The sequence below is a fragment of the Streptomyces sp. NPDC003023 genome (genome assembly GCF_042888225.1).
In the GTDB taxonomy this organism is placed as follows: domain Bacteria; phylum Actinomycetota; class Actinomycetes; order Streptomycetales; family Streptomycetaceae; genus Streptomyces.
In genome coordinates this window covers 146,223-161,267 of record NZ_JBIAPL010000007.1, presented here as the reverse complement: position 1 = coordinate 161,267, position 15,045 = coordinate 146,223, and the positions used below count along the sequence as shown (strand labels likewise).

Annotated in this window: 11 protein-coding genes; 5 read left to right on the top strand and 6 right to left on the bottom strand. The window is 70.6% G+C overall.

The window, feature by feature from the left end; all coding sequences use genetic code 11:
• Nucleotides 1–86 precede the first annotated feature (86 nt).
• Nucleotides 87–3,596 (bottom strand): methionine synthase, encoded by a 3,510-nt coding sequence (gene metH, locus ACFYV1_RS23175; RefSeq protein ID WP_389397439.1) that lies wholly within the window; start codon nt 3,594–3,596, stop codon nt 87–89.
• A gap of 250 nt (nt 3,597–3,846) precedes the next feature.
• Here metH and ACFYV1_RS23170 point away from each other — a divergent pair, with 250 nt between their 5' ends.
• The 5 genes from ACFYV1_RS23170 (at nt 3,847) to ACFYV1_RS23150 (ending at nt 10,206) form a co-directional block, all read left to right on the top strand.
• Complete coding sequence (locus tag ACFYV1_RS23170) at nt 3,847–4,611, top strand: IclR family transcriptional regulator (RefSeq protein ID WP_389397438.1); 765 nt, start codon at nt 3,847–3,849, stop codon at nt 4,609–4,611.
• A 232-nt stretch (nt 4,612–4,843) separates the two neighbouring features.
• Entirely contained in the window at nt 4,844–5,635 is a 792-nt protein-coding gene (locus ACFYV1_RS23165; protein ID WP_389397437.1) for an MIP/aquaporin family protein, read from the top strand.
• A gap of 52 nt (nt 5,636–5,687) precedes the next feature.
• The gene (gene glpK, locus ACFYV1_RS23160) at nt 5,688–7,214 is read left to right on the top strand and encodes a glycerol kinase GlpK (protein WP_389397436.1); all 1,527 of its coding nucleotides are present in this window, start codon (nt 5,688–5,690) and stop codon (nt 7,212–7,214) included.
• Nucleotides 7,215–7,226: 12 nt separating this feature from the next.
• Nucleotides 7,227–8,852 carry an FAD-dependent oxidoreductase gene (locus ACFYV1_RS23155; RefSeq protein WP_389397435.1) on the top strand — a complete coding sequence of 542 codons (1,626 nt, stop codon included), beginning with the start codon at nt 7,227–7,229 and terminating at the stop codon, nt 8,850–8,852.
• A 184-nt stretch (nt 8,853–9,036) separates the two neighbouring features.
• Nucleotides 9,037–10,206 carry a PAC2 family protein gene (locus ACFYV1_RS23150; protein ID WP_389397434.1) on the top strand — a complete coding sequence of 390 codons (1,170 nt, stop codon included), beginning with the start codon at nt 9,037–9,039 and terminating at the stop codon, nt 10,204–10,206.
• A 67-nt stretch (nt 10,207–10,273) separates the two neighbouring features.
• On the opposite strand, the gene ACFYV1_RS23145 is transcribed toward ACFYV1_RS23150, so the two are convergent.
• From ACFYV1_RS23145 to ACFYV1_RS23125, 5 genes are all read right to left on the bottom strand, one after another.
• On the bottom strand, nt 10,274–11,233 hold the full coding sequence (locus ACFYV1_RS23145; RefSeq protein WP_389397433.1) for an SMP-30/gluconolactonase/LRE family protein: 960 nt from the start codon (nt 11,231–11,233) through the stop codon (nt 10,274–10,276).
• Nucleotides 11,234–11,424: 191 nt separating this feature from the next.
• Nucleotides 11,425–12,654 carry a cysteine--1-D-myo-inosityl 2-amino-2-deoxy-alpha-D-glucopyranoside ligase gene (mshC, locus tag ACFYV1_RS23140; protein ID WP_389397432.1) on the bottom strand — a complete coding sequence of 410 codons (1,230 nt, stop codon included), beginning with the start codon at nt 12,652–12,654 and terminating at the stop codon, nt 11,425–11,427.
• A 102-nt stretch (nt 12,655–12,756) separates the two neighbouring features.
• Nucleotides 12,757–13,584, bottom strand: coding sequence for an SCO1664 family protein (locus tag ACFYV1_RS23135; protein ID WP_389397431.1), 828 nt, complete (start codon nt 13,582–13,584; stop codon nt 12,757–12,759).
• The gene (locus tag ACFYV1_RS23130) at nt 13,548–14,138 is read right to left on the bottom strand and encodes a DUF3090 domain-containing protein (RefSeq protein WP_389397430.1); all 591 of its coding nucleotides are present in this window, start codon (nt 14,136–14,138) and stop codon (nt 13,548–13,550) included. Before ACFYV1_RS23130 ends, ACFYV1_RS23135 begins: the two co-directional genes overlap by 37 nt.
• A 152-nt stretch (nt 14,139–14,290) precedes the next feature.
• The gene (locus ACFYV1_RS23125; RefSeq protein WP_389397429.1) at nt 14,291–14,983 is read right to left on the bottom strand and encodes a histidine phosphatase family protein; all 693 of its coding nucleotides are present in this window, start codon (nt 14,981–14,983) and stop codon (nt 14,291–14,293) included.
• Nucleotides 14,984–15,045 lie beyond the last annotated feature (62 nt).

The window sequence follows — 15,045 nt, the reverse complement described above, 5'->3', positions numbered from 1 at the left end:
GAAGGCCGGCCACCTCGCCCCAGCGGCTTTCCCGCGGGGACAGGCGACCGGCCTGCACTGGACCGACCAGTGTACGTCCCGACCGATCAGCGTGCGTTGAAATACTTCGCCTCTGGGTGGTGGATCACGATCGCGTCGGTGGACTGCTCGGGGTGGAGCTGGAACTCCTCCGAGAGCTTGACCCCGATGCGCTCCGGCTCGAGCAGCTCCGCGATCTTGGCACGGTCCTCGAGGTCGGGGCAGGCGCCGTAGCCGAGCGAGAACCGCGCACCGCGGTACTTCAGGGCGAACATCTCCTCCACTTCGGCCGGGTCCTCTCCGGCGAAACCGAGCTCGGAACGGACACGGGCGTGCCAGTACTCGGCGAGGGCCTCCGCCAGCTGGACGGACAGGCCGTGCAGCTCGAGGTAGTCGCGGTAGGAGTTGCTCGCGAAGAGCTTGGCGGTCTCCTCGCCGATGCGGGAGCCGACGGTGACGACCTGCAGGCCGACGACGTCCGTCTCACCCGACTCCTCCGGCCGGAAGAAGTCGGCCAGGCACAGCCGGCGCCCTCGGCGCTGACGCGGGAAGGAGAACCGGGTCCGTTCCGAGCCGTCGTCGCCGAGGATGATCAGGTCGTCGCCCTTGGAGACGCAGGGGAAGTAGCCGTGGACGACGGCGGCTTCGAGGAGGTTGTCGGTTTGGAGGCGGTCCAGGAGGCCGCGCAGTCGGGGCCGGCCCTCCGACTCCACCAGCTCCTCGTACGAGGGCCCGTCGCCGGCGCGGGACTGCTTGAGTCCCCACTGGCCCTTGAACAGGGCGCCTTCGTCGAGCCAGGAGGCGTAGTCCCCCAGCGGGATGCCCTTGACGACGCGGCTGCCCCAGAACGGCGGCGCCGGGACCGGGTTGTCGGTGGCCACGTCGGAACGGACCGCGCCTTCCTCCGGACGCTCCTCGACGACCGTCGCGGTGGCCTTCACCCTGCGCTGCTTGAGCGGGGGCAGGGTCGCGCCGGGGACACCGCGCTTGATGCCGATGAGCGCGTCCATCAGGCGCAGGCCCTCGAACGCGTCGCGGGCGTAGCGGACTTCGCCGTCGTAGATTTCGTGGAGGTCCTGTTCGACGTAGGCGCGGGTGAGGGCCGCGCCGCCGAGGATGACGGGGTAGTCGGCGGCCATGCTGCGCTGGTTGAGTTCCTGGAGGTTCTCCTTCATGATCACGGTGGATTTGACCAGGAGGCCGGACATGCCGATGACGTCGGCGCGGTGTTCCCTGGCGGCGTCGAGGATGGCGGAGACGGGCTGTTTGATGCCGAGGTTGACGACGTTGTAGCCGTTGTTGGACAGGATGATGTCCACGAGGTTCTTGCCGATGTCGTGGACGTCGCCGCGGACGGTGGCCAGCACGATCGTGCCCTTGCCCTCGGCATCCGACTTCTCCATGTGCGGCTCGAGGTGGGCGACGGCGAGCTTCATCACCTCGGCGGACTGGAGCACGAACGGCAGCTGCATCTGCCCGGAGCCGAACAGCTCGCCGACGACCTTCATGCCCGCCAGGAGGGTGTCGTTGACGATGTCGAGCGCGGGACGGTCCTTCAGGGCCTCGTCGAGGTCCGCCTGGAGACCGTTCTTCTCACCGTCGATGATGCGCCGCTGCAGGCGTTCCTCCAGCGGCAGGGCCGCCAGTTCCTCCGCCTTGCCCGCCGTCAGGGACTTGGTGGTGGCGCCCTCGAACAGCTGCATCAGTTTCTGCAGCGGGTCGTATCCCTCGCGGCGGCGGTCGTGGATGAGGTCCAGGGCGGTGGTGACCTGCTCCTCGTCGAACCGGGCGATGGGCAGGATCTTCGAGGCGTGGACGATCGCCGAGTCCAGGCCGGCCTTGACGCACTCGTCGAGGAAGACGGAGTTGAGCAGGATACGGGCGGCCGGGTTGAGGCCGAAGGAGATGTTGGACAGGCCCAGCGTGGTCTGCACCTCGGGGTGACGGCGCTTCAGCTCCCGGATGGCTTCGATGGTGTTGACGCCGTCCTTGCGGGACTCCTCCTGACCGGTGCAGATGGTGAAGGTCAGGGTGTCGATGAGGATGTCCGACTCGTGGATGCCCCAGTTGCCGGTCAGGTCGGCGATGATCCGCTCGGCGATGGCGACCTTGTGCTCGGCGGTGCGCGCCTGGCCCTCCTCGTCGATCGTCAGCGCGATCAGCGCGGCACCGTGCTCCTTCGCCAGCGCGGTGACCTTCGCGAAACGCGACTGGGGGCCGTCGCCGTCCTCGTAGTTGACCGAGTTGATGACCGCGCGGCCGCCGAGCTTCTCCAGACCCGCCCGGATGACGGGGACCTCGGTGGAGTCCAGCACGATCGGCAGGGTGGAGGCGGTCGCGAACCGGCCGGCCAGCTCCTCCATGTCCGCGACACCGTCACGACCCACGTAGTCCACGCACAGGTCGAGCATGTGCGCGCCCTCGCGGATCTGGTCACGGGCCATCTCCACACAGTCGTCCCAGCGGCCCTCGAGCATCGCCTCACGGAACTTCTTCGACCCGTTCGCGTTCGTCCGCTCACCGATCGCCATGTAAGCGGTGTCCTGACGGAACGGCACGGTCTGGTACAGCGACGCCGCTCCCGGCTCCGGGCGCGGGTCGCGGGCCGAGGGCTGTGCGCCCCGCATCCGCTCGACCAGCTGACGCAGGTGCTCCGGCGTCGTACCGCAGCAGCCGCCGACCAGGGACAGGCCGTAGTCCGTCACGAACTGTTCCTGGGCGTCGGCCAGCCCCTCGGGACCGAGCGGGAAGTGCGCTCCGTCCTTGGTGAGCACCGGCAGACCGGCGTTGGGCATGCACAGCAGCGGGATACGGGAGTGGCGGGTGAGGTAGCGCAGGTGCTCGCTCATCTCGGCCGGGCCCGTGGAGCAGTTCAGACCGATCATGTCGACGCCGAGCGGTTCGAGCGCGGTGAGGGCCGCGCCGATCTCCGAGCCCAGCAGCATGGTGCCGGTCGTCTCGAAGGCCAGCGAGCACAGCAGCGGAAGGTCCGCACCCGTCGCCTCCATGGCACGGCGGGCGCCGAGGAGCGCGGCCTTGGTCTGCAGGAGGTCCTGCGTCGTCTCGACGATGAGCGCGTCCGCGCCGCCGGCGATCAGGCCCTCGGCGTTCTGCTGGAAGCCGTCCCTGAGCACGGTGTAGGGGGCGTGGCCGAGGGTGGGGAGCTTGGTGCCGGGGCCGATGGAGCCCAGCACCCAGCGCTGCTGCCCGGTGGAGGCGGTGAACTCGTCGGCCACCTCGCGGGCGATCCGCGCACCGGACTCGGAAAGCTCGTACACCCGCTCGGGGATGTCGTACTCGCCCATGGCGGAGTGGTTGGCCCCGAAGGTGTTGGTCTCCACGCAGTCGACGCCGACCTCGAGGTAGGCGGAGTGCACGGAGCGGACGATGTCGGGGCGGGTGACGTTGAGGACCTCGTTGCAGCCCTCGAGGTCCTGGAAGTCCTCGAGTGTCGGATCCTGCGCCTGGAGCATGGTGCCCATCGCCCCGTCGGCCACCACCACCCGGGTGGCGAGCGCTTCGCGCAGGGCGTCGATACGGGTCCGGCTGTCAGCGGAAGGGGTCGGCAACGAGGCCATGGATGTGCTCCCTGGGATGCGACGGCTGTCGGCTTTGCGCCCTCGGTGGAGGGCGCACCCAGCCAGAGTAGCCGTGCGGGCCGCCCGGGGGCGGGGGTGTCCCACGAGACGGACGAACGGCATGTCTCCGGCCGTCTCCTGGCTTTTTCACGGCGTTGTCCGCGCGAGATACTCGGTCCGCCGTGACCGGGGTCGGCATCGACCGATAGTGTTCAGCATTGTCGAACCGTGTTGGAGAAGGGCCGAGCCGATGGCGAAGAACATCCAGTCACTCGAGCGTGCGGCGGCGATGCTGCGACTGCTCGCGGGCGGAGAACGCCGGCTCGGCCTGTCGGACATCGCGTCGTCGCTCGACCTGGCCAAGGGTACGGCGCACGGCATCCTGCGCACCCTGCAGGCGGAGGGTTTCGTCGAGCAGGACGCCGCTTCCGGCCGCTACCAGCTGGGCGCGGAGCTGCTACGGCTCGGCAACAGCTATCTGGACGTGCACGAGCTGCGGGCCCGCGCCCTGGTCTGGACGGACGACCTGGCGCGTTCCAGCGGTGAGAGCGTCCACCTGGGCGTACTGCACCAGCACGGCGTACTGATCGTGCACCACGTCTTCCGGCCCGACGACAGCCGTCAGGTCCTGGAGGTCGGGGCGATGCAGCCGCTGCACTCCACCGCCCTGGGCAAGGTCCTGGCGGCCTACGACCCGGTCGCCCACACGGAGGCGCTGGAGGTCGACCGCAAGGCGTTCACGCCGCGGACGGTGACGGACCTGGAGGACTTCGAGTCGGTGCTCGACCTCACCAGGGCGCGCGGCTGGGCGGCCGACGTGGAGGAGACCTGGCAGGGCGTGGCGGCCGTCGCCGCGCCGATCCACGACCGCCGGCGCATGCCCGTGGGCGCGGTCGCGATCACCGGGGCCGTGGAGCGGGTGTGCGACGGCGCGGAGCTGCGTTCCGAGCTGGTCGCGGCGGTGCGGGACACCGCGCGCGCGGTGTCCAGGGACCTCGGCGCCGGGCGGTTCTGACCACTTCGGCGCATCATCGGGTAACGATCCGGATTTCGGCCAACCCAACTCTTGACGTCATGTTGAACCGAGGAGAAAACTGCCGTTCACCGGTCGGCAATGCCGAACACCTAACGGCAATACACGCTAGAGTGGGCGGCGCCAGGCCGGGATTCGCCCTCAGCTGAGGGCGCGGACCACCGGAGGGACCCGGGGTTCGCCTTCCCCTGGACGAAGGACAAAGGAGTCGCGGGTGTCCAACTCCGACATCTTCATCGGCGAGATCATCGGTACCGCCGTTCTCATCCTGCTCGGTGGCGGCGTGGTCGCCGCCGTCGTGCTCAAGCGCTCGAAGGCGCAGAACGCCGGCTGGCTGGCGATCACCTTCGGGTGGGGCTTCGCGGTCATGACGGCCGTCTACATGACAGGTGCCCTCTCCGGGGCCCACCTCAACCCGGCCGTCACCCTCGGCATCGCGATCAAGGACAACGACTGGGGCAGCGTCCCGGTCTACATCGCGGGCCAGCTCCTGGGTGCCATGATCGGTGCGACCCTGGTCTGGATCGCCTACTACGGCCAGTTCCACGCGCACCTCACCGACCGCGAGATCGTGGGCGACCCGGCCGACAAGGCCATCGAGGGCCCGCACGACGGAAGCGCGGCCGACGCCGGTCCGGTCCTCGGCATCTTCTCGACCGGCCCGGAGATCCGCAACGTCTGGCAGAACCTCGCCACCGAGATCATCGGCACGATCGTGCTGGTCCTGGCCGTGCTCACCCAGGGCCTCAACGAAACCGGCAAGGGTCTCGGCCCGATCGGCGGACTGATCGTCGCGTTCGTCGTCGTGGCCATCGGCCTCTCGCTCGGCGGCCCCACCGGCTACGCCATCAACCCTGCCCGCGACCTCGGTCCGCGCATCGTTCACGCTCTGCTCCCGCTGCCGAACAAGGGCGGCTCCGACTGGAGCTACGCCTGGATCCCGATCGCCGGTCCGCTGATCGGTGCGGCCGTCGCAGCGGGTATCTACAACATCGCGTTCGCCTGAGCCGTACACGCGGCACGAGACGTATTCCAAGAGACCCGAGCAGGAGCAGACCGTGACCGACGCACACACCACCGGCCCGTTCATCGCGGCCATCGACCAGGGCACCACTTCCAGCCGCTGCATCGTCTTCGACAAGGACGGCCGGATCGTCGCCGTCGACCAGAAGGAACACGAGCAGATCTTCCCGAAGCCGGGCTGGGTGGAGCACAACGCCGCCGAGATCTGGACGAACGTCCAGGAAGTCGTGGCGGGCGCCATCGACAAGGCCGGCATCACCTCCGCCGACGTCAAGGCGATCGGCATCACCAACCAGCGCGAGACCACGCTGCTGTGGGACAAGAACACCGGCGAGCCGGTGCACAACGCCATCGTCTGGCAGGACACCCGCACCGACGCCCTGTGCAAGGAACTCGGCCGCAACGTGGGCCAGGACCGCTTCCGGCGCGAGACCGGCCTGCCGCTCGCCTCCTACTTCGCCGGCCCGAAGGCCCGCTGGCTGCTGGACAACGTCGAGGGGCTGCGTGAGCGCGCGGAGCGCGGCGACATCCTCTTCGGCACCATGGACTCCTGGGTCATCTGGAACCTGACCGGCGGAGCCGACGGCGGCGTGCACGTCACCGACGTCACCAACGCCTCCCGCACCATGCTGATGAACCTGCACACCATGGAGTGGGACGACAAGATCCTGCAGTCCATGGAGGTCCCGGCGGCGATCCTGCCGGAGATCCGTTCCTCCGCCGAGGTCTACGGCCTCGCCAAGGGCGGTGTCCTGGACGGCATCCCGGTCGCCTCCGCGCTCGGCGACCAGCAGGCGGCCCTGTTCGGTCAGACCTGTTTCTCGAAGGGCGAGGCCAAGTCCACCTACGGCACCGGCACCTTCATGCTGATGAACACCGGTGACGAGCCCGTCAACTCCTACAACGGCCTGCTGACCACCGTCGGATACCGCATCGGCGACCAGAAGGCCGTGTACGCCCTCGAGGGTTCGATCGCCGTCACCGGTTCGCTGGTGCAGTGGATGCGCGACCAGATGGGCCTGATCAACTCCGCCGCCGAGATCGAGACCCTCGCGTCCTCGGTCGAGGACAACGGCGGTGCCTACTTCGTGCCGGCCTTCTCCGGTCTGTTCGCCCCGTACTGGCGCTCCGACGCCCGCGGTGTGATCGCCGGCCTGACCCGGTACGTCACCAAGGCGCACATCGCGCGCGCCGTGCTCGAGGCCACCGCCTGGCAGACCCGTGAGATCACCGACGCCATGACGAAGGACTCCGGCGTCGAGCTGACCGCGCTCAAGGTCGACGGCGGCATGACCTCCAACAACCTGCTGATGCAGACCCTCTCGGACTTCCTGGACGCCCCCGTGGTGCGCCCGATGGTCGCCGAGACGACCTGCCTCGGCGCCGCCTACGCCGCCGGCCTGGCCGTCGGCTTCTGGCCCGACACCGACGCGCTGCGCGCCAACTGGCGCAGGGCCGCCGAGTGGACCCCCCGCATGGACGCTGACAAGCGTGAGCGCGAATACAAGAGCTGGCTCAAGGCCGTGGAGCGGACCATGGGCTGGCTCGACGAGGAAAACTGACGAGGAGCAAGAATGACCACCCTGCAGAGCGTCCCCTCCCCCGGGACGCACCCGGCCTCCGGCTCGGCTGTGTCTTCCCTCAAAGCAGCGGGCCGCGCCGAGACTCGGGAGCAGCTTTCCAAGGCGACGTACGACCTCCTGGTGATCGGCGGCGGCATCCTGGGCATCTCCACGGCCTGGCATGCGGCGCAGTCCGGGCTGCGGGTGGCTCTGGTGGACGCCGGCGACTTCGCCGGCGCCACGTCCTCCGCCTCCTCCAAGCTTCTCCACGGCGGTCTGCGCTACCTGCAGACCGGCGCGGTGAAGCTCGTCGCGGAGAACCACTTCGAGCGGCGCGCGGTCTCCCGTCAGGTGGCGCCACACCTGGCCAACCCGCTCACTTTCTACCTGCCCGTCTACAAGGGCGGCCCGCACGGCGCGGCCAAGCTCGGCGCGGGCGTGTTCGCCTACTCGGCGCTCTCCGCCTTCGGTGACGGCGTCGGTCACGTCATATCCGCGTCGAAGGCCCAGCGCGACGTGCCGGAGCTGCGTACGGAGAACCTGAAGGCCGTCGCCGTCTACGGCGACGACCAGATGAACGACTCGCGGATGGCGCTCATGACGGTCCGCGCGGCCGCGGAGTCGGGGGCCACGGTCCTCAACCACGCCGAGGTCACCGGACTGCGGTTCACCAGGGGCCGGGTCACCGGAGCCGAGCTCAAGGACCGTACCGACGGCACCGAGTTCGGTGTCACCGCCCGTCTGGTGCTCAACGCGACCGGGCCGTGGGTCGACCACCTGCGCCGGATGGAGGACCCGGAGGCCGCGCCCTCCATCCGCCTCTCCAAGGGCGCGCACCTGGTGCTCAAGCGGACCTCCCCGTGGCGGGCCGCGCTCGCGACACCGATCGACAAGTACCGCATCACGTTCGCCCTCCCCTGGGAGGACATGCTGCTGCTCGGGACGACCGACGAGGAGTTCGAGGGCGACCCGGCGGATGTCGCGGTCAACGACAAGGACGTCACCCAGATCCTGGACGAGGCCGCGTTCTCCATCCGCGACCAGCAGTTGTCCCGCGATCTGATCACGTACTCGTTCGCCGGCCTGCGGGTGCTGCCCGGCGGTCCCGGGGACACCTCGAAGGCCAAGCGGGAGACGGTCGTCACCGAGGGCCGCGGCGGCATGCTGTCGGTGGCCGGCGGCAAGTGGACCACCTTCCGCCACATCGGCCGTACGGTCATGCACAAGCTGGCGACCCTGCCGGGCCGCCCGCTGGCCGAGGACATGGAGCCGATGGCGCGCCTGCCGAAGAAGCTTCCGCTGCCCGGCATCGCCAACCCGAACGCGGTCGCGCACCGGCTGCTCGTCGACGGCGGTTCGCCCGGCCCGCGGATGGCCGCGGACACCGCCCGTCATCTCGCCACCCACTACGGCTCGCTGTCGTTCGACATCGCCCGCCTGGCGAACGAGGACCCGGCGCTGGCCGAGCGCATCCACCCGGACGCGCCGGAGATCTGGGCGCAGGTCGTGTACGCCCGCGACAACGAGTGGGCCGAGACCGCGGACGACGTGCTGCGCCGCCGTACGACGCTGACGATCCGGGGACTGGCCACGGACGAGATCCGCGGCCGGGTCGAGGACGTGCTGCGCGCCCGGTGACGGGTACCCGAGATCCGGCCCGGGAAGGGCCCGCAGGACACGGCGAGGGCGGTTCCCGCACGCGGGGGCCGTCCTCGCCCTCCTTTATCGCACTCGGCCGGGCCGTGCACAGGGGCTGCGGAGGGGTACCCGGGAAGCCGTAAGGTTGGGGCGTACGAAAGGGAACTTCGGAAGGAGGCACTGGGTGATCGAGCTCGAGGGGGTGCCCGAGCTGATCGACCCGGTCATGGTGGCCGCGTTCGAGGGCTGGAACGACGCCGGCGACGCCGCCTCAACCGCGGTCGCTCACCTGGACCGGGAATGGAAGGGCGAGGTGTTCGCGGCGCTCGACGCCGAGGACTACTACGACTTCCAGGTCAACCGGCCCACGGTGTGGCTGGACGGCGGGGTACGGAAGATCACCTGGCCGACCACCCGGCTCTCCGTCGTCCGCATCGGCGGCGACAAGCCGCGCGACCTCGTACTGGTCCGCGGCATCGAACCGTCCATGCGCTGGCGTTCGTTCTGCAACGAGATCCTGGGCTTCGCCCATGAACTGGGTGTGGAGATGGTGGTGATCCTGGGCGCGCTGCTCGGAGACACCCCGCACACCCGGCCGGTGCCCGTCAGCGGGATCACGTCCGACCCGGACCTGGCCAGGACGATGGACCTCGAGGAGACCCGGTACGAGGGGCCGACGGGCATCGTCGGCATCCTCCAGGAGGCTTGCACCCATGCCGGCGTGCCTGCGGTGAGCCTGTGGGCGGCGGTGCCGCACTACGTGTCGCAGCCGCCGAACCCGAAGGCGACGCTGGCCCTGCTCAACCGGCTGGAGGACCTCATCGGCCTGCGTATCCCGCTGGGCGAGCTGGCCGAGGACGCACGGGCGTGGCAGCTCGGCGTCGACCAACTGGCCGCTGAGGACAGCGAGGTCGCCGAGTACGTGCAGACGCTGGAGGAGGCGCGCGACACCGCGGAGCTGCCGGAGGCCTCCGGTGAGGCGATCGCCCGCGAGTTCGAGCGGTATCTGCGCAGGCGCGACGGCGGAGGACCGGGCGGTCACGCGACGGACGGCGGCGAGGGCAGTTCCTATCTGCGTGACCCGGCCGGGGGGCGTGCGAAGCCGTCGCTGCCCTCGCGGCCGGAGGCAGAGCCGGGGAGCGGCCCGGGGAACGAGCCGCAGGCCGAGCCGGGGAACGAACCCGGGAACGAGCCGCAGGCCGAGTCCGGGAACGCGTCGGGACCGGGGTCCGGGGCGTCCTCGGATTCGGGCGCTGAGCACGAGGGCCGGAACGCCGACGCCGACGAGCGCGAGGGTGAGGGCGACGAGCGCGAGGGTGAGGGCGACGGTCCGACGGACCCGTCACAGGACTGATCCGCTCGGGATGGGGCCGGTGCCGGTGGGCACCGGCCCCCTCCCGCGTTCGGATGACGCTCCAAGATCACACCTGGTCGACGGCGACCGCGTCGTACTCGGTGTCGGATGCGGGCGGCACGTCGAATCTGGCGTTGGGCAGGTAGATCCGGTCGCCCCAGGCCGCGGCGGTGGTCGGGATGCGGAACCGCGGGTCGGTGATGCGGGCGATCGGCGTGCCCCTGGTGCCGGCGGCGTCGAGCCGGACCACGTCGACCTGGTTCAACCGCTGCTGCACGATGTAGAGATGACGGCCGAGCAGCAGCAGGCCGTCGCCGAAGGGGATGGCGAGGTCGTCGAGGTCGACCCGGCGGGCGATGCCGTCGCGCGGGTCGACCCGCATCAGCGATCCGCCCTCCACCACGGTGTTCACCACCAGCAGGCCGCTGCCGTCCGGGGTGCGCGCGATGCCGTTGGCCGTGAAGTCCGTGCCCTGCTCCCAGGCACCGCCCAGCGGCAGGGTCGCCACCTCGCGCCCCGGCTCGCCGTGGCGGTCCAACTCCAGGCGGTAGAGCTGGGGTCGGAACGAGTCGGTGAACCAGGCCGCGCGGGGCGTCAGCACCACGTCGTTGACCATCGAGCCCTCGGCTCCGACGGTGAAGAGTCTGACGATCTTCCCGGAGCGCACGTCGGCGACCCTGATCTCGCGGCTGAAGCCGCCGGAGAGGAACAGCCGCCGCTCCGGCCCGTCGATCTTCAGCCCGGCGACGGAGCGGCCCGTGCCCAGACCTTCGACGGCGACGCGGCCTCGGCCGGTCGCCAGGCTCGCCCGGTAGACGTCGCCGTCGGCGAGTGAGCCGAACCAGGCGTAGGGGCTGCGCCCGATGGTGATGCCCTCCGGCTGGAATCCGTTCGGCAGCGGAAAGCCGGTCGGCCAGGAGCCCTGTGGTGCGGCCCGGGCGGTCCCGGCAGCGGGGGCGAGAAGGGCGGCCGCGCCGATGGCCGCGGCCGCGCCGAGAACCTCTCTGCGTGCGAAGGAACGTTCCACTGTGCGTCCTTTGGCAAGTGGTGGACGGATGCCCCTACGGGCCTGTGCCGTCAGCTCACCACACGCAGGGCGCGCACGCTCCGGATACGTCCAAGCGGAGGAAAGGCTCCTGCCGGGCGCGTGGCGCGCCCGGCAGGAGCGGAAAGGCCGGGGCCCTGGGTCAGGACCGGCGGATGGAGCGTCGGCGCTTCCTACAGCGCCACACCGAGCAGGGCGTCGACCGCGCGGGACACAACTCCCGGTGCGCCCTCCTCCGTTCCGCCCTCGGTCTGCTGGAGCACGGCCCAGCGGTCGACCGCGGCGAGCGCCGAGGGGGCGTCGAGATCGTCGGCGAGAGCCTCTCGGATCTCCTCGACGAGCCCGTCGGCGGAGGGTCCGTCGGGCCGGGAGACAGCCGCGCGCCAGCGCGCGAGGCGTTCCACGGCGTCCCGCAGCACGGTGTCGGTCCACTCCCAGTCGGCCCGGTAGTGGTGCGAAAGGAGCGCGAGCCGTATGGCGACGGGGTCCACGCCGTCCCGGCGCAGTTTGGATACGAAGACCAGGTTGCCCTTGGACTTGGACATCTTCTCGCCGTGGAGGGCGACCATGCCCGCGTGGACGTACGCCTTGGCGAACGGGTGCTCGCCGGTGAGGGCATGTGCGTGCGAGGCGCCCATCTCGTGGTGGGGGAAGGCGAGATCGGAGCCGCCGCCCTGGACGTCGAAGCCCATGCCGAGGTGGTCGAGCGCGATGGCGACGCACTCGATGTGCCAGCCGGGCCGGCCGCGGCCGAGGGAGCCGCCGTCCCAGCTCGGCTCGCCCTCACGGGCGGCCATCCACAGCATCGGGTCGAGCGGGTTCTTCTTGCCGGGGCGCTCGGGGTCGCCGCCGCGTTCCGCGGAGAGCAGCCGCATGGCCTCCGCGTCGAGCCGGGAGACCTCCCCGAAGTGCGGGTCGGACTCGACGGAGAAGTAGACGTCGCCCTCGAGCTCGTAGGCGGCGCCGATGTCCCGGAGGCGTTCGACGAGCGGGACGATTCCCGGTATCGCCTCGACCGCGCCGATGTAGTGCTGCGGCGGGAGCATCCGCAGCGCGGTCATGTCCTCGCGGAACAGGGCGGTCTCGCGCTCCGCGAGCTCCGTCCAGTCGTGCCCGTCCCGGATCGCGCGCTCGAGCAGAGGGTCGTCCACGTCCGTGACGTTCTGGACGTAGTGAACCTGCCGCTTGGTGTCGAGCCACACGCGCTGCACGAGGTCGAACGCGTTGTAGGTCGCCGCGTGACCCATGTGGGTCGCGTCGTACGGGGTGATGCCGCAGACGTAGATACGGGCGACGGGACCGGGGTCGAGGGTCACAAGACCGTCGGTCGCGGTGTCGTGGATCCGGAGGTCGCGGCCCTTGCCGGGCAGGGCGGGGACCTCAGAAGCGGGCCAGGCATGCATGTCATGAGCGTAACCGGACGGAGCTTCCGCATACGAACCGGATCACCGGTCCTGGCCGGTTGGGCACTCTTGCGCTCCACTCGGAACTGTGTTCGTCCACCTCTACACGGGCGGCCAGGGGATCGCGGGCCAGTCCCCCGACGGCTCGGGATGCGTGCCGGCCGTGAGCAGCGCCGCCACCCTGCCCCGTACGGCGGCCACCTCGGCCGACGTGAGCAGTTCCGCCAGACGGGTGGCGAGCGGACCGCCGTCGGCGACGGCCGCCGCGACGGCCGTCAGCGCCGCCGTGGCCTCCGCGGGAAGCGGCTCACCCGCCCAGCCCCACAGCAGTGTGCGCAGCTTGTCGTCGACGTTGAAGGTGACGCCGTGGTCGATCGCGTAGAGGGTGCCGTCGGCCGTGGGCAGCAGATGGCCGCCCTTGCGGTCACCGTTGTTGATCACCGCGTCGAGGACCGCGAGGCGGCGCAGCCTGACGTCGTCCGCGTGGACGAGGAGCGCCGTCCGGCCGGGGCCCACTTCCGCGAGACCGACCGCTTTCCATCCCTCCCCCGGCTCCTCGTCCTCGACGAGCGCCAGCAGGGAGGCCTGCGGGTCGGCCTCGATCCACAGCTGCACCATGCCCTCGCCGTACGGGCCTTCGCGCAGGACGGTGGGCGGCACCAGACCCCAGCCGGTCGCCTCGGACAGCTCGTACGCGGCGACCTCGCGCTGTGCGAGGGTGCCGTCGGGGAAGTCCCAGAGCGGGCGTTCTCCCGCGACGGGCTTGTAGACGCAGTGGGCCTCGTCCCCCTCGTAAGAGACCGTGCAGTAGAGCACCGCGTTGGACGCCTCGCGCAGCCTTCCGCGTACGGTCAGCTCGCCCCTGGTGAGGAGCGTGAGCGCGTCGGCCGTGCTCACGCGCCCCGTCGGTATCCGTTCTGGCGCGGGCATACGTGTCCTTCCGGATCCAGGGGCAGGCTGCACAGCGGGCACGGGGGGCGGCCGGCGTTCACCACGTCCAAGGCCCGCTTGGCGAAGGCCCTGGCCTGAGATCCGGTGAGTCGGACCCGCAGCATCGGCGGGCCGTTCTCCTCGTCCTGCAGCAGCCGCTCCTCGGCCTCCGCGAGGTCCTCCTCGGAGTCCGCCTCGAGCTCCACGAGCGCCTGCGCCTCGACGATCATGCGCTGTTCCTCGCCGTCCCACGCCAGCGCCATCGTGCCGACGCGGAACTCCTCCTCGACCGGATTGTCGAGCGGCGCGGTGTCGGCGACGTCCGCCGGGGCGACGGCGGGTACCGGCGCGTTGCCGCCGGTGCGGCGCACCACCTCGTCCAGCAGTTCGTCGATCCGCTCTGCGAGGGCGGCCACCTGCGTCTTCTCGAGGGCGACGCTGGTCACTCGCCCCGCGGCGGAAGCCTGCAGGAAGAACGTTCGGCGGCCAGGCAGCCCGACCGTACCGGCCACGAAGCGGTCCGGCGGGTCGTAGAGGAACACCTGACGGGACACGTTCTGTCTCCCTTGGGATCGTCGGATCGGTCGGTCTGCGCGCCGGTCCTGCGTCGGTCGTGCTCAGGACCCGCGCCCGCCGGGTTCGGCGGTGGTCTGCGCATCGGGCGGTGTTCAGCTTTTCGGCGCGTCCACCCTACTGCGCGAAGCGATCACGGTGCGCCTGCGCCGCCCCCGACGACCGCGACGCCTTTCTCCCGGGTGCCCTCCGCGGAAGGCACCAGGGAGCCGAGCTCCCCGGTGTCGCCGAGGCGCAGCAGGAAAGGCCGGCCGCGCGTGTAGCGGATCGCGGTGACGGAGCACGGCTCGACGTGGATGCGCTGGAACAGGTCGAGGTGGAGGCCGAGGGCGTCCGCCACGAGGGACTTGATGATGTCCCCGTGCGAGCACATCAGATAGGCGGCCCCGTCGCCGTGGGCCTCGTCGACGCGCGCGTTCAGGTCCCGTACGGCGTCGACGGCGCGCGCCTGCATGGCGCGCATGGACTCACCGCCGGGGAAGGCGGCGGCGGACGGATGCTGCTGGACGACCTCCATCAGGGGTTCCCCCGCGAGGTCTTTCAGCTTGCGGCCCGACCAGTCCCCGTAGTCGCACTCCCCGATGCGCTCGTCGGTCTCCAGGGCGAGACCGGGCCGGGCATCGAGCAGGGGCGCGAGGGTCTCCCGGCATCGTTCCAGCGGGCTGGAGACCGCCGCGACGATCGGCACGGAGGCCAGTCGTCCGGGCAGTGCGGCCGCCTGGGCGCGACCGCGTTCGTCGAGATGGACGCCAGGCGTCCGGCCGGCGAGCACCCCTTCGGTGTTGGCGGTGGAACGTCCGTGGCGTACGAGGATCAGCGTGGCCATGGATGCCACCCTACGGTCCTGAAGCGGCCGGTGGGCCGGGGGTGTGGCGGCGCGGTGGTCAG